At 61.8% G+C, this 15,641-nt stretch carries 18 protein-coding genes and 1 tRNA gene; 7 read left to right on the top strand and 12 right to left on the bottom strand.

Annotated elements, in window-relative coordinates; genetic code table 11:
• Positions 1-7: 7 nt before the first annotated feature.
• The gene (locus ABIA40_RS08290) at positions 8-376 is read right to left on the bottom strand and encodes an H-NS family nucleoid-associated regulatory protein (RefSeq protein ID WP_404540485.1); all 369 of its coding nucleotides are present in this window, start codon (positions 374-376) and stop codon (positions 8-10) included.
• Positions 377-1,081: 705 nt separating this feature from the next.
• On the opposite strand from ABIA40_RS08290, the gene ABIA40_RS08285 reads away from it, so the two are divergent.
• Positions 1,082-1,468: an H-NS family nucleoid-associated regulatory protein gene (locus tag ABIA40_RS08285; protein WP_081493007.1), complete on the top strand. Its 387-nt coding sequence runs from the start codon at positions 1,082-1,084 to the stop codon at positions 1,466-1,468.
• A 146-nt stretch (positions 1,469-1,614) separates the two neighbouring features.
• On the opposite strand, the gene ABIA40_RS08280 is transcribed toward ABIA40_RS08285, so the two are convergent.
• The 3 genes from ABIA40_RS08280 to ABIA40_RS08270 form a co-directional block, all read right to left on the bottom strand.
• Positions 1,615-2,643, bottom strand: coding sequence for a nucleotidyltransferase family protein (locus ABIA40_RS08280; protein ID WP_157280442.1), 1,029 nt, complete (start codon positions 2,641-2,643; stop codon positions 1,615-1,617).
• A 37-nt stretch (positions 2,644-2,680) separates the two neighbouring features.
• Entirely contained in the window at positions 2,681-3,721 is a 1,041-nt protein-coding gene (locus tag ABIA40_RS08275) for a serine/threonine protein kinase (RefSeq protein WP_271544342.1), read from the bottom strand.
• A 283-nt stretch (positions 3,722-4,004) separates the two neighbouring features.
• On the bottom strand, positions 4,005-4,250 hold the full coding sequence (locus tag ABIA40_RS08270; RefSeq protein ID WP_271544344.1) for a hypothetical protein: 246 nt from the start codon (positions 4,248-4,250) through the stop codon (positions 4,005-4,007).
• 696 nt (positions 4,251-4,946) lie between these two features.
• On the opposite strand from ABIA40_RS08270, the gene ABIA40_RS08265 reads away from it, so the two are divergent.
• Positions 4,947-5,162 (top strand): hypothetical protein, encoded by a 216-nt coding sequence (locus tag ABIA40_RS08265; protein ID WP_074448160.1) that lies wholly within the window; start codon positions 4,947-4,949, stop codon positions 5,160-5,162.
• Between the two features lie 702 nt (positions 5,163-5,864).
• Positions 5,865-6,041, top strand: coding sequence for a hypothetical protein (locus tag ABIA40_RS08260; protein WP_404540481.1), 177 nt, complete (start codon positions 5,865-5,867; stop codon positions 6,039-6,041).
• Between the two features lie 123 nt (positions 6,042-6,164).
• Here ABIA40_RS08260 and ABIA40_RS08255 read toward each other — a convergent pair.
• Both ABIA40_RS08255 and ABIA40_RS08250 read right to left on the bottom strand, forming a co-directional pair.
• Positions 6,165-6,249 (bottom strand) — tRNA-Leu (locus ABIA40_RS08255).
• Between the two features lie 196 nt (positions 6,250-6,445).
• Entirely contained in the window at positions 6,446-6,688 is a 243-nt protein-coding gene (locus ABIA40_RS08250; protein WP_018647371.1) for a FliM/FliN family flagellar motor switch protein, read from the bottom strand.
• An 82-nt stretch (positions 6,689-6,770) separates the two neighbouring features.
• On the opposite strand from ABIA40_RS08250, the gene lipB reads away from it, so the two are divergent.
• A complete protein-coding gene (gene lipB / locus ABIA40_RS08245; protein ID WP_271544346.1) occupies positions 6,771-7,508 on the top strand; it encodes a lipoyl(octanoyl) transferase LipB in 738 nt (245 codons plus the stop codon).
• A 197-nt stretch (positions 7,509-7,705) separates the two neighbouring features.
• Positions 7,706-8,419 carry a DNA helicase gene (locus tag ABIA40_RS08240; protein ID WP_404540478.1) on the top strand — a complete coding sequence of 238 codons (714 nt, stop codon included), beginning with the start codon at positions 7,706-7,708 and terminating at the stop codon, positions 8,417-8,419.
• Positions 8,420-8,464: 45 nt separating this feature from the next.
• On the opposite strand, the gene ABIA40_RS08235 is transcribed toward ABIA40_RS08240, so the two are convergent.
• Entirely contained in the window at positions 8,465-8,884 is a 420-nt protein-coding gene (locus tag ABIA40_RS08235) for a 4-oxalocrotonate tautomerase family protein (RefSeq protein ID WP_157280447.1), read from the bottom strand.
• 111 nt (positions 8,885-8,995) lie between these two features.
• On the opposite strand from ABIA40_RS08235, the gene ABIA40_RS08230 reads away from it, so the two are divergent.
• Positions 8,996-9,847: a LysR family transcriptional regulator gene (locus ABIA40_RS08230; protein WP_404540476.1), complete on the top strand. Its 852-nt coding sequence runs from the start codon at positions 8,996-8,998 to the stop codon at positions 9,845-9,847.
• A 57-nt stretch (positions 9,848-9,904) separates the two neighbouring features.
• On the opposite strand, the gene ABIA40_RS08225 is transcribed toward ABIA40_RS08230, so the two are convergent.
• Genes ABIA40_RS08225 through ABIA40_RS08215 form a run of 3 tightly spaced genes read right to left on the bottom strand, consistent with a single transcriptional unit; the run spans position 9,905 to position 12,577 of the window.
• Positions 9,905-11,341, bottom strand: coding sequence for a TIGR01777 family oxidoreductase (locus ABIA40_RS08225; RefSeq protein WP_271544352.1), 1,437 nt, complete (start codon positions 11,339-11,341; stop codon positions 9,905-9,907).
• Entirely contained in the window at positions 11,338-12,003 is a 666-nt protein-coding gene (locus ABIA40_RS08220) for a DUF4166 domain-containing protein (RefSeq protein WP_271544354.1), read from the bottom strand. The genes ABIA40_RS08225 and ABIA40_RS08220 overlap by 4 nt, the downstream gene beginning before the upstream one ends.
• 16 nt (positions 12,004-12,019) lie before the next feature.
• Positions 12,020-12,577 carry a GbsR/MarR family transcriptional regulator gene (locus ABIA40_RS08215; RefSeq protein WP_271544356.1) on the bottom strand — a complete coding sequence of 186 codons (558 nt, stop codon included), beginning with the start codon at positions 12,575-12,577 and terminating at the stop codon, positions 12,020-12,022.
• Between the two features lie 136 nt (positions 12,578-12,713).
• On the opposite strand from ABIA40_RS08215, the gene ABIA40_RS08210 reads away from it, so the two are divergent.
• Positions 12,714-14,231 (top strand): PAS domain-containing sensor histidine kinase, encoded by a 1,518-nt coding sequence (locus ABIA40_RS08210; RefSeq protein WP_271544358.1) that lies wholly within the window; start codon positions 12,714-12,716, stop codon positions 14,229-14,231.
• 129 nt (positions 14,232-14,360) lie between these two features.
• Here ABIA40_RS08210 and ABIA40_RS08205 read toward each other — a convergent pair whose 3' ends face one another.
• Positions 14,361-14,660 (bottom strand): acylphosphatase, encoded by a 300-nt coding sequence (locus ABIA40_RS08205; RefSeq protein ID WP_157280453.1) that lies wholly within the window; start codon positions 14,658-14,660, stop codon positions 14,361-14,363.
• A complete protein-coding gene (locus ABIA40_RS08200; protein ID WP_404540472.1) occupies positions 14,657-15,523 on the bottom strand; it encodes an oxaloacetate decarboxylase in 867 nt (288 codons plus the stop codon). The genes ABIA40_RS08205 and ABIA40_RS08200 overlap by 4 nt, the downstream gene beginning before the upstream one ends.
• Positions 15,524-15,641: the final 118 nt, after the last annotated feature.

Here is a 15,641-nt window from a genome sequence, read left to right as displayed (position 1 = left end):
CGACTAGTCACGCCCGCTGGCGAAGCTTCGGACTTGCTGCGCCAATGCGAAACTCTTCAATTCTCCGGCCAGACTTCATTGCGGCAACCAACCAGCGCGGCCGCTTACCACGTCCCGACCAGGTCTCGGCCGTCTGCGGATTCCGATACTTCGGCAGCACCCGAGGATATTTGCGTCTCGGCTTGCCGGTCGAAGACGCGCCTGCCGGGCTCGAATCCGCCAAAACAGCCATCCCGCCCCCAAGTGCCGCTAAGCGCTTTTCCAGCTCGTTCTTTTCCGCCTTGATCCGGTCAGACAGGATCCCGCTGATTTCCTCATGAAGCGACCAGAGATCGTCAAGGGACATCGCCTCTAACTCAAGTTTCTTAGCCGACATGGTCTCACCGTGTAGTTGCGCCCAATCAAATATCGCCTCTGTCCATATATTAATCAAGACAGAGAATCCCGATTATCCCAAGAGAATGTGGGGAACCGAACTGGAACTGTCGCTCCAGATAACTGGGTCCACGTTAATAATCAAGCCGGGAAAATGAGCGATCCGCACAATTTAACTACGGACAGGACATGAGCACATCTATTTGCTTAATCGCCGTGCGGGAACTGCTCAAGCCCCATCAGAGATGGCATATGGCCGATCCCGTCAGGGACCTGCCACGCCGCAGCATTAGATGCTGACGCGCCGGACTGCTTTTTGTTAAGCCTCGGCTTGCCTACCGCCTTGCGGCCTCCCCCGAGACGCAAACGGCAGCTAATAATCCCAATCTCCTTCAGCGCGCGCCGTCTGAGCTCGATTTGGAAGCTCAGGGCCCGGATATTGGACAACACGGTCGGCGGAGCCGCAAACCGGCCGACTGAATCCTGAAGACGTTCAAGAGGATACTCTATCAAACCATGCCTCCTCTACGCATCTTCGCAAGATTCTTTGCCACCGAGATCAATTAATAAAATAATCGTCGCAATAATTATTAAATAATATATAATAGATTTATTGCATGGTCAATTTGAGCACTGATTTGGTCAAACATTCATTCGTCACTGACGAAGAATGGCTGGATGACGACGGGTCAGTCGAGAGATGCTAATGCGAAGGCAAGATCTCGAAGCCATGGATTTTGAGGAACTTTGGCTCCTTCACGAGGAGCTGACAAAGATTCTCGCCGAAAAGATCACCGCCGAAAAGCGAGAGCTAGAAAAGCGTCTTGCGCAGCTCAACCAGCCGGATCAACTCGGTGGAGCTGAAAGCGGGGCGACTGAGGCGGGAACAGGCCAGCCGCCCCGTCGCAAATACCCGAAGGTCGTGCCGAAGTACTTCAATCCGCTTCAGCCAACAGAGACTTGGTCCGGACGTGGTAAGCAGCCCCGCTGGCTCGTTGCCGCCCTGCAATCGGGCCACACGCTCGAGGAGTTCAAGATCCCCGAGAACGGTGAATCGTCCGAACGGAATGCTGGTGGTCGAGAGCATTCCTAGAAGCGCGAAAGTCGGACACACCGCATTGAGCTGGGAATTTCCACCGTGCGTCCCGAGCGGCGAATTCCGCCTCGAACAGGCGGCGGATCGAAAACCCGCTTGGCCAACCGACGCCTCAATCGCGAAAGCGCTGAAGTTCGCTGGCCTTAGACCTTGCCCGCACGAGCTGCGGTCGTCGCATTCAAAAGAAGTCGTAAGGTGCTAGCTCTTGGCACAGTCCACAATCCCCGTCGGTTCGCCCCTGTTTTTGTCGAGACGATAGTTGCCTCTCTGCGGTAGTTTCTGAAGTCCAGAAGGCTCATCGCCAGGAGAGGCACGCGCGTAGCCGGAAAGCGTGCTTGCATCAACTGACGCATGAACTGCAGGCGAGGAATCAGTCGGGAGCGCAACGCGTGTGGAATATCGACGCCAAGCAGCTCGGCAACGGCGATCAGCTGGGTTTCAACCGCGTTCTTCATCAAGTCGCCGGAGACACGAGAGGTAAGCTTCTCCCAATCGACAGGCTCGGCTGAATGGCTTAGGTCGCGCAGTTCAACAAGGTGCCGCAGGTCGAGGTCGCCAAGCCAATAACCATAGTCTTGAAACTGGTCATGGATGATCAACATCAGCGCTTGGAAGGTTGGCGTAGGGATATATACGCGTGCCCGTCCGAGCGGCGCAGGAATACAATGGTTCAGCGCATGCCCGAAGTTCTGGTAGAGGTACGCAGGACCTGGAGCTGCCTGCTGCAGGTCGATGGACCCGACATCCTGGGGGCGATTCAGATCGGCATACCATCTATGGCTTTCGGGAGGGGTCTGGTTATGGATATCGTAACCAATTCCAGATAGCGCGGCGACAGCCGTTCTGGCCTCGTCCGGCATGACCATGATATCCAGATCGGACATTATCCGAACACCTCTTCGCGCCTCGGGCGCGGTCGCCAGTGTCGAAGCTCCCTTGAGTAGGACCGGCGTAATGCCATGACCGTTCAGCGCAACGACGGCCTCTTCGAGTTGAGCGACGAGGCGGTCATTGCGCAGCCCGTTTCGGCGGTGGATATGGCGAATATAGGCGCAGACGTCCTCCGGCAGCACCGACGCGAATTTGTCGACAAAGTCGATGAGCGCCGGCGTCGTCAGGGTCTGATTTGCGAGCCCGATGACGGAGGTCCACTCTACGTCGACGGGCGGCATGCCGCGCAAGCAGTTGCAGAGGCTCCTGACCGCGCTGCTATGCCTTGCCATTGCACAGATCCACAAGCAGGCGCCGAGCCTCTCCGGCCTCGCAGTAGGTGAGTTGAAGCGATTGCGCGCCGGCGACAATCCGCCTTAAAGCAAGAAAGCCAGTCTGCGACAGTCTACCATCGCCGGCGAATGCGTGCTCGATGAGCCGCTTCATCGAATCCACACGATCTATTTCGGTTAGCTCGGTCGGACCGTTCGCGACCCGGTTCAAGAAGATGATCCAGCCTGCGGAGAAGCTTTCGTTCTGCGCATCAGGAATGGGTACGTACCGCACCCGAACGCCGTCGGAGCGGCAATGCGTCGCATCGTAGCGGTCGCCATGTAGTCGCGAGAGCAAGTCCCACGATCCTTCCTTGAGGGTGAGCGCAAACGGGACTCCGCAGATCGTTCCGTCACCGCCAACCAGCGCGACGTCATCGCCAGCGTACCGAAATCCGGCGTCCACCAGCTGCAGTGTGAGGGTAGACTTTCCTGCTCCCGGATGGCCGCATAACAACAGGCCCATGCCGTCGTTCACGAGAGAAGCGGCATGAAGGGAGAACACCCAACGAATGTTTCGAATAAGCCGCTCGGTGACGTGAGCTTTGATCGTAGGGGCTAGTGCATCGACTTCGCATCTGGAAATGCTGGAATCCTCTGCGCGCAAGAACACTTGCTCATCCAGTATCATTGCCTCGATCGCGATGTCGCCGTCGCCGCCGGCACTCTGGTCCGACACACTGAATGGCGACAGCAGCCGCCTCAAGAGGTCCGGATTTGCAGCCCGGATGTCTATTCTGTGGCGACCGAGATGAGCTGAGAAGGCGCAATCGGTCGGCATTCGCCAATCGACTTCGAGCAACGCTCGATCGATCCAGACATCTACGACCTGTCGCGTGAACTGGCGTGCCGTGTGCTCGTCAATGCCTTGCGCGGCAAGCCCCCGATAAATGTCTCCAAGCGAGGCGCCTTCCCCTAACTTACACCAGATGAATGCCCCTACTCGGTCGAGTTCAAAAATCTTCTGCCCCGCTTCGCTGAAGATCATTGGTCGACCATCCAACAGCGCGAATACTGCATCCGGAGCCGGTCTCAACACTATCTCTGCCGACGATCTTTCCAGCACGGCTTCCACCAATGTGAACCATTCTGCCTCGCCTGTACCGGCGAGGCGGCGACAGCCTCCGGGATGCGATGTTGTCGCGGCACCGGACAAGCGGACCGCCGCCACCTGCGAGACTCAATCTAGCCCGGCCTGCGGCGCCTGCGATTTCGTTCACACGAACATACACGACCCTGTCCGGCTCGTTTGGACATGTCAATCCGGCTGGTCATGCCGCGAGCTGACCGTCCTTGCCCCCGTCTTGAGGAGAAATGTTCAACCCCTGCTCTCCCATGAGGTTCGGCCTGGCGATCAACCGATGAGCATCCAATAGGTACCGATAAGCTTCGCGATCGGCACTCCGTTCTCTTAGAATGCGCTCCTTCTCGCCAATGCTGACCAATTCTGCGCGCATCTGAGCCAGCTGCAGCGTCTCCGAGGTGAGGTTGCACTGGTTAAGAATTAATTCCCACATTGTCTCCTCCAGCCGAAGAAACCTGGACGAGTGTACCTTACGTGATCGGCAGCAATTAACCAACGAGATTTACAGATTTTGCTTATAATCAAAATTTGTTTCATATTTGAACCTCGGGCGAGCATTCAATACCGTTGACAAAGCGCAACCACGTGCCGAACCGACTTGAGAATGATGGCCTGCAGAAGCCTACGAGAAAAGGGACTGACGTTTTTCGGCAATGCATCGCGCCGCGCAAAAAGATAAATCTGCCGAGAGTCGTAAATCAGACCGACAAGGCGAGTTTTAATTTGCACAAATAATAAAAAAGAGAATAGTTAACGGACTGCACCGAGGGGAGTGACACCAGTGATGCGGTTGGCTGATCTGTCCGTCGAGAGGAAATTGATGGTTTCGTCGCAGGGGGAACGTTCGACACGAAGTCGCGGGTATTTCGACATGACGGTTATTAGGCGCCTCCCAGAAGCGTTCGGTTGAGGTCGGACATTATTCAGAGTTGCGGCGAAAGCCCGCAGCTATCCCAAGAATTCGCCAAGCAGGAATCCGGTCGGTTGGAGAAGCGTCGTCACGAGCAAGCTGCCCTTTTGCTCGACAACGACCCCAGGTGCGATGCCCCCCAAGTCACCCGCACCGACGAGAGCGCACTCCAGCCGGCCGGCCCTTTTACCCACAAATACGTGTTTCAGGGAGGCTCGTATGGGCATGATCATGGTCAAGTGTCCGCAATCCGGCCGCGCGATTCCGACCGGCATCAAATCCGATCGTGAGACTTTCCTGCGAAGCATCGTGTTTTTCGGCAATACTCTTTGTCCGGACTGTCGGGCCAATCACAACTGGTTTGCCCGCGAGGCCTGGGTCGAGGAGCCGATCGTCAGAACAGTAGAGGTAGCTCGTACAGCGCCAACGTGCTGATGCAAATGACGCGCGCGCTTCGGAGAGTGTGTTGATGTTCCCTTCCGATAGCGCGTTGCTGTTGCAACGCATTGCAACCATTTAGAATATTTTCGCGCATTGTCGTAAAACGAACCGACGCCCCCGGTGGCCATCGCTTAGACGTTGTTGGCACGTCGCCACAAATCCGAGCTTCCGTCACGAGTTCGGCAAAGGCCTGTTTGGGGGTGTTGTAGTGAGTAGTGGGATTTCCAGCCTGGCTGTTCTGCGTGACACAAGAATCGAGCTCGTCAGCCTGCTGGCTCAATTGAGGCGGCTCCGCGAGAGAGTAAGAAGGGCGGAAGCACGGCGCTCGGGACAACGACGACGATCAGCGTCCGCATCGCGCGCCCGAGGCCGCCGAGCATGAGACATCGCATGCAAGGCATCCGCAGTTCAGGGCATTTGTGACGACTATGCTCCCTGGAGTTGAAGGCCAGCATGGAATTGCAAGCGCTCTTCTGGACCCCGTTAGTGTAGGACCACTTCATCGATACCCAACGGCCCAGGAGAACATTGGTGGCCCCCCGGTCGATAACAAGCGACGGTATCGCCTCTTTCGTTCCCATTCTGTTCTAATTGGTATGTCTGACCGACCCGCGAGCTGGCGCATGCCCAACCCGCAACTGACAACCGTCCTCGCCAGGCACCTTCCGAAACCTGAACGTGTGCAACCTCTACTCGATGACGAAGAACGTGGACGCGATCCGCCGCTTGTTTGGCGAGCTCAACAGCAGCGTCGGCAACTTGCCGAGCATGCCAGGCATTTTCCCGGATTACCCCGCCCCCAATCGTCCGCAACGTGCCCGAGGGCGTGAGGTCATTGCGGCCAGCTCTCCGCTGAAACTCATCATTACTTAGGATGGGGGTGAAATTTTGAAGGCAACGAGCAAGCCACACAGTGAGTTTGCGTTCACTTTCGACAGCTCTGGCACACTCGTATTCACCGCCGCGGTGGGCAACCCGCCATCGATTTGCAAATTATGGTGCGCTCGGAGGGACTCGAACCCCCACGGTGTTACCCACTGCCACCTCAAGGCAGCGCGTCTACCAGTTCCGCCACGAGCGCTAGGAGATGCCGGCCTGAGGTCGTTCGGGCGGCCGGATCAGCGGCGCCGATCTAACAAATCCATCAGGGGGATACAAGCCTGCAAAAGCCCTGAATTCCACAAGCTTGGCAGGAAAAACACCGCCCTCCCCCAGGAGATCGGCCTTATAGGATACCCAGGCCGCTACCGCTTGCCCGGTCCCGTGTGACCCGGGGCCTACCGCGTCCCCGGCGAGCGCGGCAGCATCTGCTTGACCTCGACCGCGATTCTGTTGCGGTCGACCAGCACAACGCCGGAGGCGACCGGCAGATTATTGGCGAGCACCTTGACCTCGTCGGCCTCAGTTGCGTCCAGCTCGATGATGGCGCCGCGGGAAAGACGTAATACCTGATGGATCGGCATGGTGGTCGTCCCGAGGACGACCATGAGATCCACGGTGACTTTGTCGAGAGTGGGCACTGTCAGGACCGCCGCAACTTGAGACTTGGGACTTGGGACTCTTCATTTGCTCCAGAGATCATCACCACGTTATGGTTAGCCAATGGTTAATTCCCCTGAAAGCCACCGCCAACACCTCGATTTGACGTCGTTTTCCGCCGCAGGCGGCGAGGTCGTCGAATGGCGGATTTCGGACGCACCGGTGCCCTATCCGGAGGCCGTGGCCGCCATGGAGGCGCGGGTCGCGGCGATTGCCGCGGGCGAGGCGCCGGAGCTAGTCTGGCTGCTCGAGCATCCCCCCCTCTACACCTCCGGCACCTCGGGCAAGGAAGGCGACCTGCTCGAGGCCCGATTCCCGACCTTCGCGACCGGGCGCGGCGGGCAGCTCACCTATCACGGGCCCGGCCAGCGCGTGGCCTACATCATGCTCGACCTCAAGCGCCGCCGGCCGGACGTGCGGGCCTATGTCGCGAGCCTGGAAGAGCTAATCCTGAAGACGCTCGCCGCCTTCAACGTCCGCGGCGAGCGGCGCGAGGACCGGGTCGGCGTCTGGGTCAGGCGGCCCGACAAGGGACCTGAGCACGAAGACAAGATCGCGGCGATCGGCGTCCGCCTGAAGCGCTGGGTCTCGTTTCACGGCATCGCCATCAATGTCGAGCCGGAGCTGTCGCATTTCGCCGGCATCGTGCCCTGTGGTGTCGTCGATCCCCGTTACGGCGTCACCTCGCTGGTCGATCTCGGCCAGCTCGTGACCATGGCCGATCTCGATATCGCGCTCAGGCAGGCGTTCGAAGAGCTGTTCGGACCGACCCGCGCGCTGCTGCCGGAAGCGGCAGTCTAATACTTTTTTGTTTGAGCCGACCGCGCCGCTCTCCGCCCGCCGCGGAATCAGCTACGCTTCATTTCGGTGCCGCCCACGCCTCCCCCCTCCGCCGGGAAAGCAGACCTCATGCCGGGCGAGTTGATCATCGGCCGACTGTTCGAGCGCCAGGCATCAGGAGGGGTTGCGATCCATGCTCGCAATGGGAGGTTTTGACGATGAAACTGTCTGCGCCCATCTACCATCTGAAGCGCAAGGCCAGGCGCCTGTCCCGCGAGGCCGGCATTCCGCTCCACGACGCGCTTGACCGCATCGCTGCGACGGAGGGCTTTTCCGCCTGGAGCATGCTCGCGGCGAAAGCAGCCGCACTGACGCCCGCGAGCAAACTGTTCCCGCAATTCCGGCCGGGCGATTTGGTGCTGGTCGGGGCCCGTCCCGGACTGGGCAAGACGCTGATGAGCCTCGAACTTGCCGTCGAAGCCATGAAGTCCGGCCATCGCGCCGCGTTCTTCTCGCTCGAATATACCGAGAAGGATGTGTTGGACCGCCTCCGTGCGATCGGCGTGGAGCCTGCACAGTTCGTCAAGCTGTTCGAGGTGGATTGCTCGGACGCAATCAGCGCCGATTACATCGTCAAGCAGATGGAAGCGGCGCCGCGCGGCACCTTCGTCGTGATCGACTATCTGCAACTGCTCGATCAGAGGCGAGAAAACCCCGACCTGACGGTGCAGGTGCGCGCGCTGAGGTCGTTCGCGCGCGACACGGGGCTGATCGTCGTCTTCATCTCGCAGATCGATCGATCCTATGATCCCGCAGCGAAGCCCTGCCCCGATCTCAGCGATGTCCGCTTGCCGAACCCGCTGGACCTGAAGCTGTTCGATAAAACATGCTTCATCAACAACGCCGAAGTGCAATTCCGCGCGGCGAGCTGATGGCTGCAGGCCGCGGGTGAGATGGCTCACCCGCGGCCTCTCGCATCACGCCTGCAGCGAAACCTCGAGCTTGCCTGCGATGTAGCGCCGCTCCTGAGACAGGCCGCCAAAGCCGTAGGCGTCGCCCTTGACCTCGTCGACATGCAGATAAGTCTCGGGATGCAGCGGCCCCAGGATCTCGGCCATGCGCTTGAACATGGCGGCGAGATAGGTTGCCTTCTCGTCCTTGGTGTTGGTGCCTTCGGTGACGTGGATATCGATCCAGTAGCTTGCAAGCTTCTGCTCGGCGAGCGACTTGCCGCCAGCGAACCAGTCGCCTGCCTCGACCGACTTCACGATGATCGCGGTCACCTTGGGATCCTTGTGCAGGATACTTGCTGTGAGCGCGGATACCGCGCTCGCGATATCGGCCTTCAGCGAGGGGGACTGGCGGGACGTGGTGTAAGACACGGTGATCAGGGGCATTGTCTTTCTCCTCGATATGCCGCGCAACTTGCGCGGGGTCGGGAAGAAACTAGACCTGCCGCTGTCATTTTGGTATCTTATCAATATTGATATCAGTGATAACAGATTATAATGACCGCCACACTCGACATCGCTACCGTCCAGGCCTTCCTTCTGGTCGCCGACCTCCAGAGCTTTACGCGTGCGGCCGAAGCACTCGGCACGACGCAGGCCGCGGTTAGCCTGAAGCTGCAGCGGCTGGAGACCGTACTGGACAAGCGCCTTGTCGAGCGCTCGCCGCGCGCAGTCCGCCTTACCGCCGATGGCGCCGCGTTCCTCGATCGCGCCCGCGCGCTGATCGCGGCGCACGATCTCGCATTGTCGGGCGGCGCGCCGGCCGCGCAGTCGCTCTCGCTCGGCATCTCCGATCACGCCGCAGGGCCCGAACTGGTGCCGCTACTTGAGCGCCTGCATGCGATGTCGTTGAACCTCACCCTCGCCGTCACCATCGGCTTCTCACGCGAGATGCAGGATGCCTACGATTCGGGCGAGCTCGATGCGGTAATCGTGCGCCAGGAAGGCAGCCGCCGCGGCGGCGAGAAGCTGGCTGAGGACGAGTTCGGCTGGTTCGCCGCACGCCGCTTCACGCTGCCGAAGGGCGAACCATTGCCGCTTGCGACCCTCGCCCCACCCTGCGGGGTGCGCGCCGTCGCCGTGCGCGCGCTCGACAAGGCCGGCATCGCCTGGCGCGAGCGCTTTATGGGCGGCGGCGTCACGGCCGTGGTCGCAGCCGCACTCGCCGGTCTCGCCATTGCGCCGCTGGCGCGACGGATCGCGCCACCTGGGTTGATCGACATCGGGCCCACGCACAAGCTGCCGAAGCTCGGCAGCTCGAAGGTGATGCTGCATTCGAAGATCAGCGATCCCGCGAAACTTGCCGCGCTGCGTGCGGTGGCGGCGACATTCCGGAGCCTGGCAGCTTAGGGCGCCAAGCCAACCTCGCCTTGTTCGTGCGCAAGTCGCGCAAGGCATATCATCACCTCACAGGATCGCCTCGAACGCGCTGCGCAGCGTCTCGTGGCGGAACACGAAGCCGCGGCTCAGCGCCTTGTTCGGCAGCACGCGCTGGCCGCCAAGCAGAAGCTCGTCGGCAAAGCCGCCGCCGATCCGGCGCAACAGGCCGCCGGGAATGCGGAACACGACCGGCCGGTGCAGGCGGCGGCCGAGCTCTTCGGTGAATTTCGCATTGGTGACGGGGATCGGCGCCGTGGCGTTGACGGGACCCGACAGATCCGGCGTCGCGATCAGATAGGCGATCAGCCGGATCAGATCGTCGCGCTCGATCCAGGACATCCACTGCCGCCCGGTGCCGAGCGGGCCGCCAAGGCCGAACTCGAACGGCGTCAGCATGCGCGTGACGAAGCCGCCTTCCGTGCCGAGCACGAGGCCGATGCGCAAATACACCACGCGCACGCCGAGCTCCTCCGCCGGCCGCGCCGCTGTCTCCCAGGCCGCGCACAGCTCGTGGCTGAAGCAGGCATGCGACTTTGCCGATTCCGTCAGCACCTGGTCGGCCCAAAGGCCGTACCAGCCGATCGCGGAGCCGCTGATCAGCACCTCTGGCTTGCGCGCGAGCCGCGCGATCAGCCTGACGACCTCACCGGTCGTGTCGATGCGCGAGCCGACGATCTTCGCACGCTTCGCATCGGTCCACAGGCCGTTGCCGATCGGCTCACCCGCGAGATTGACTATGGCGTCGATCTGTGTGTCCGAGGCGAGCTGATCGAGGCTGGTGATCAGCGTCACCGGCAGCGGCAGCATCTCGGCTTTCGCAGGATTGCGGATCAGTGCGATGACATGGTGCCCTGCCCCGCTGAGGCTTGCCGCAAGCCGGCTGCCGATGAAGCCGGTGGCGCCGGTGATTAGCACGGTCTTGCGGCCTGGTAGCTGTTCGACAAGCCCGGCCGCCGGCGCGCTTCGCATGCGGCCGAGCCGGCGCATCGCCGCAAAATCCCTGATGCCGCACAGTGCCGCGCCGACTGCGCAGGCCGTCGCGGCGATGCTGAGCAGACCCTGATAGACGACGATCACGCCGACGGGCTGCATCGCCCAGGCGATCAGGACGGGCATCAACAGCACCAGGATGGCGCCGTAATTGATCGCAAGCAGCGTGTGATTGATGCGCTCGCTCGGCGGCAGCTTGCGGCTCAGATCCTCCTCGACGAAATCCATCAAGGTGATGACGATCTCGGCAACCAGCACCGCGACGATCAACAGCGCCAGCACGCCGTGCACCTCGAGCCAGCCGAGCACCAGGAACAGCAGCGCATAGAGCATGTTGCGGATGCCGTGCAGCTTCAGCTCGAAGCGCTGTGATGGCCGCCAAGCCAGGCGCTCGGTCAGTTCGTGATGATAGAAGGTGTCGAACACGCCCATCACGATCTGGATGGCGATGAGTGTCCACAACAGCGGCGTCATGATACGGCCTCCCTGAACAGGACGGATTGATGGATCAGCGCGCCGCGACGCGGGTGAGTGACATCGAGGGTGAAGCGGAAGGCGCCCTCGCCGAGATCTCGATGTGTCACGATGAGCTCGCCCGGCGTCAGCCAGCGCGGCACCGGAAGCCACAGCCGTCCAAGCTGGAGGCCGTAGCCGGCGCTGCGAAAGATTAGCACCTGATCCTCGACCGCGATGCGCAGCGCCATCGACACGCCGAAGCCGACATATTCCTCGAGCCCGGTTGGGCCGGCAAAACGCTTTGCGGAATGGATCACCTGAGGAAAGCCGCGCTTGCGCGCGCAGATGCGTGTCCAGGTCTGGCCGCCGGTCGCGCCGTCCTCGGTGACCGTGACGATCAAGGGCATGCCGATATCGCGGCCGGTCGGCAATGGTCCGCCGATCAGGCGTGCGGCCTGCGCAAACCACCAGCCGAAATCGCTGAAGGCGATCTCGTCGACCACGCCGACATAGACGATAGTGTCGCCGTCGGCGACGCGTTTCGAGAAGCGGCGCCAGGTCGCGAGCGGCAGGCGGCCCCAATCCTCGTCCGACAGCAGCGTGCGGAAACGCCGGTCGTCGAGCAGTCTTACGTGAGCGGAGGTCGATGCGTTGGAGCCCGATAGTCTTGCCGACGTCATCGCAACCTCCTCGATCCTATTTGACCTTGCCGATCGGCAGCAGGTTGGCGATCTTCTCGCCAAGCCGCATCAAGGCGACCAGCCGCGGCCGCGGCACCTTCAGCATCTGCATGAACCAGTGGTCGGCGAGTTCGGTGAACGCCAGCATCTCCTTCAGGCGCTTGGCAGCGACGGGACTGATGCCGGGATCGTCCGTGGCATCGGACACGCAGGCGCGAAGCGCCGCGATCGCCGGGTCGATCTCCCGCTCCTTGCGCCGCGCCGCGATCCTCGCGGCGATCTCCCAGATGTCGGTCTCAGCCTCGTAATGGTCGCGGCGGTCGCCCAGGATCGGCACCCGCCGGATCAGATTCCAGGCGAGCAGCTCCTTCAGCGAGTTGGAGACGTTGGACCGTGCCATGCCGAGCGTCTCGGCGATGTCCTCGGCCGTCATCGGCGCCTCGGCGAGATAAAGCAGCCCATGAATCTGGCTGACCGAGCGGTTCACTCCCCACTCGTCCCCCATGTCGCCCCAGTGCAGGATGAAGCGCTCGACGGCAGCAGGGAGTTTCTTCTTTCCGGTTATTTCTGTCATGACAGAAATATCTGACGAACTCGCCTTCTTGTCAAGACGCCTTGCATGCCGCCCGTCAGTCCTGCCTAAAAATGTCCCACAGAGCGGGAACCATCCCGCAATTGGCGCGTTTGCTCCCGTCGAGGCGGGGTCCGGAATGGCCGAAAAGTTCAGTCAACAGAGAGACCTGTTCGAGAGCGAGCGCAGTTTCCGGCTGTTAGTTGAGGGGGTTGCCGACTACGCCCTGTACATGCTCGACCCCAACGGGGTCATTACGAGCTGGAACATCGGCGGCGAACGCATCAAGGGTTATTCCCCCGAGGAGATCCTCGGCCAGCATTTTTCCCGTTTCTACACCGAAACCGACCGCGCCAACGGCAAGCCGGCGCGGGCGCTCGGAATCGCGCGCGAAAAGGGCCGGTACGAGGAGGAAGGCTGGCGCGTCCGCAAGGACGGTACGTTCTTCTGGGCGAGCGTCGTGATCGACCCGATCTACGAGGACGGCAGGCTGATCGGCTTCGCCAAGATCACACGCGACATCACAGAGCGCCGCAATGCCCAGCTCAAGCTCGAGGCGATGCAGAGGCAGTTGGCCGAGTCGCAGAAATTCGATGCGCTCGGGCAGCTCACCGGCGGGGTCGCCCACGACTTCAACAATCTTCTGATGATCATCAGCGGCAGCCTTCACATCCTGAAGAAGGGCGCTGCCGACGATCCCAAGCTCGAGCGAGCCATCTCGGCGATCGACACCGCGACCAAGCGCGGCGCAGCGCTGACCAACCAGCTTCTCACCTTCGCGCGGCGACAAAGCGTCAACCCGCAGGCAATTGATTTTAGCGAACGCATCGCAGCCATTCGCGAGGTGCTCGACGCGGGCGTCGGCAGCTCCGTGCGTCTCGCTTTCGAGATCGACTCCGACACCTGGCCGATCAAGGCCGACGTCTCCGAGCTCGAGACCGCGCTGCTCAACCTCGTCATCAATGCGCGCGACGCGATGCCGGACGGCGGCACGGTGACGATAGGTGCGCGCAACGTCATGCTGAACGAGGCCCCCCTCATCGGCGATTTCGTCGCAATCGACGTCCGCGATACCGGGCTCGGAATTCCTTCCGATGTTCTCGACAAGATCTTCGAGCCGTTCTTCACGACCAAGCCGATCGGAAAGGGCACCGGCCTCGGCCTTTCGCAGGTCCACGGCTTCGCCCACCAGGCCGGCGGCACGGTGAAGGTCGCGAGCGAGCTCGGCAAGGGCACGACATTCACCATCGTCCTGCCGCGCGGCACAGATGTGCCGTCGCGGGAGGTACCGGAAGTGGCGTTCCGCGGCAGCGGCACGGTGCTGCTGGTCGAGGACAATCCCGACGTCGCGCTGGTCAGCATCGGTCTTCTGGAGCAGCTCGGCTACCGGGTGCGCCGTGTCGCCGATGCCGAAGCGGCATTGCGCGAGCTCGAGAGCGATGGCGTCGATTTCGTGTTCTCGGACATTGTCATGCCCGGCAAGATGGACGGCCTCAGCCTCGCCCATCACCTCCGTCAGATCCGTCCCGGCCTGCCGATCCTGCTCGCCACCGGCTACAGCGAGGTCGCCGCCGGCGTCCGCGGCGATTTCCCGATCCTGCGCAAGCCTTATGAGATCCACGAGCTGAGCGAGGCGATCGCGAAATTGCCGAGGTGAATGTTCACCGCTTACCAAGGCCAACTCGCCGTCATGGCCGGGCTTGTCCCGGCCATCCACGCCTGGACACGTGCACCAAGAACGTGGATGCCCGGGACTAGCCCGGGCATGACGATCGCTTGTGAACTATCACACCGTCGGCAGCACCGAAAATGCTTCCCCTGCCCTGCGCAAATTCAGCTCATCCACGCTTGCCGTCTCGCTGGTGACACTGTCGACGCGCGAGGATGGCGGCCCGTGGCGGCACAGCGCGACCATGTCGGCAACGTGCGTCGGCGCGCCGGCGAACAGCGCTTCCACGCTGCCGTCACGGCGGTTGCGGACCCAGCCTTCGAGGCCATACGCGGTGGCCTGAGACTCCACCCAGGCTCGATAACCGACGCCCTGCACGCGGCCGCGGACCATGACTTGGAGAATCGCCCGGCTCATGGCTTCGATCCGAGCAAATCGGCGCTGCGCGCCTTGACCGCGGCCTCGCGCGTAACGCGGGCCATCAGCTCCGACGATGCCAGGCCCTTGAGGCTTTTTGGCGCCATACCCTCGCGCAACGCCTTCTGCGTCTCGTAGACGGCTTGCGTCGCGGCGGCGATCGGCGCATGGCCCTGCAGCGCGATGCGCACGCGCTGGCCCTGGAGATAATCGAGCCCACTCAATTCCTCCGGCGCGCCGCCGAGCACGATCGGCAGCCGCGTGGCGGAGACGATGGCCTCGAGCTCGGCGCGCGACTTGATGCCGGTGAAAAACAGCGCATCGACGCCGGCGGCCTCATAAGCCTGGGCGCGGCGCACCGCATCCTCGATCGAGGTGATCGCGGCTGCGCCTGTGCGGCCCATGATGACCAGCGAGGGATCGCTGCGGCCCGCGAGCGCCGCCTTCATCTTGCCGACGCCTTCCTCCAGCGAGATCAGCTGCGCCTTCGTCTCACCGAATGCCGCGGGCAGCAGCGTGTCCTCGATGGTGAGGCCCGCCGCGCCTGCCGTCTCCAGCTCCTGCACCGTGCGGCGCACGTTCAGTGCGTTGCCATAGCCGTGATCGGCATCGACGAGCACCGGCAGCGCCGAGGCCCGCGACATCCGCCGCATCTGCTCGGCGAGCTCAGTGAGCGTGATCAGCGTGACATCGGGATCGCCGAGCACCGCGAGCGAAGCCACCGATCCGCCGAACATGCCGAGCGGAACGCCGAGATCCTCGGCAATGCGGATCGAGATCGCATCATAGACCGAGCCGGGATGGACGCACGTCCCGCCCGACAGGATCGATCGCAGTTTCTCGCGGCGGGAACGAAAGGCCATGGTTGCCCTCCCAATTATTGCGACGCAGCCGCAACGTACTCCGTCATTGCGAGCGCAGCGAAGCAATCCAGTGTCTTTCCCTAGCGGCGGTCTGGATTGCTTCGCTGCGCTCGCAATG

Source organism: Bradyrhizobium sp. USDA 223, assembly GCF_044909005.1.
Taxonomy (GTDB): domain Bacteria; phylum Pseudomonadota; class Alphaproteobacteria; order Rhizobiales; family Xanthobacteraceae; genus Bradyrhizobium; species Bradyrhizobium yuanmingense.
The sequence above is the reverse complement of the archived record's forward strand: the minus strand, read 5'-3'. Positions and strand labels throughout refer to the sequence as shown.

Coding starts and splice junctions, on each gene's coding strand:
- ABIA40_RS08240 (WP_404540478.1), top strand. CDS start 7,706: ATGAAACTGTCTGCGCCCATCTACCATCTGAAGCGCAAGGCCAGGCGC.
- ABIA40_RS08290 (WP_404540485.1), bottom strand. CDS start 376: ATGTCGGCTAAGAAACTTGAGTTAGAGGCGATGTCCCTTGACGATCTC.
- ABIA40_RS08230 (WP_404540476.1), top strand. CDS start 8,996: ATGACCGCCACACTCGACATCGCTACCGTCCAGGCCTTCCTTCTGGTC.
- ABIA40_RS08285 (WP_081493007.1), top strand. CDS start 1,082: ATGCGAAGGCAAGATCTCGAAGCCATGGATTTTGAGGAACTTTGGCTC.
- ABIA40_RS08270 (WP_271544344.1), bottom strand. CDS start 4,250: ATGTGGGAATTAATTCTTAACCAGTGCAACCTCACCTCGGAGACGCTG.
- ABIA40_RS08215 (WP_271544356.1), bottom strand. CDS start 12,577: ATGACAGAAATAACCGGAAAGAAGAAACTCCCTGCTGCCGTCGAGCGC.
- ABIA40_RS08200 (WP_404540472.1), bottom strand. CDS start 15,523: ATGGCCTTTCGTTCCCGCCGCGAGAAACTGCGATCGATCCTGTCGGGC.
- ABIA40_RS08280 (WP_157280442.1), bottom strand. CDS start 2,643: ATGCCGCCCGTCGACGTAGAGTGGACCTCCGTCATCGGGCTCGCAAAT.
- ABIA40_RS08210 (WP_271544358.1), top strand. CDS start 12,714: ATGGCCGAAAAGTTCAGTCAACAGAGAGACCTGTTCGAGAGCGAGCGC.
- ABIA40_RS08265 (WP_074448160.1), top strand. CDS start 4,947: ATGGGCATGATCATGGTCAAGTGTCCGCAATCCGGCCGCGCGATTCCG.
- ABIA40_RS08235 (WP_157280447.1), bottom strand. CDS start 8,884: ATGCCCCTGATCACCGTGTCTTACACCACGTCCCGCCAGTCCCCCTCG.
- ABIA40_RS08260 (WP_404540481.1), top strand. CDS start 5,865: ATGACGAAGAACGTGGACGCGATCCGCCGCTTGTTTGGCGAGCTCAAC.
- ABIA40_RS08220 (WP_271544354.1), bottom strand. CDS start 12,003: ATGACGTCGGCAAGACTATCGGGCTCCAACGCATCGACCTCCGCTCAC.
- ABIA40_RS08275 (WP_271544342.1), bottom strand. CDS start 3,721: ATGATCTTCAGCGAAGCGGGGCAGAAGATTTTTGAACTCGACCGAGTA.
- lipB (WP_271544346.1), top strand. CDS start 6,771: ATGGTTAATTCCCCTGAAAGCCACCGCCAACACCTCGATTTGACGTCG.
- ABIA40_RS08225 (WP_271544352.1), bottom strand. CDS start 11,341: ATGACGCCGCTGTTGTGGACACTCATCGCCATCCAGATCGTGATGGGC.
- ABIA40_RS08205 (WP_157280453.1), bottom strand. CDS start 14,660: ATGAGCCGGGCGATTCTCCAAGTCATGGTCCGCGGCCGCGTGCAGGGC.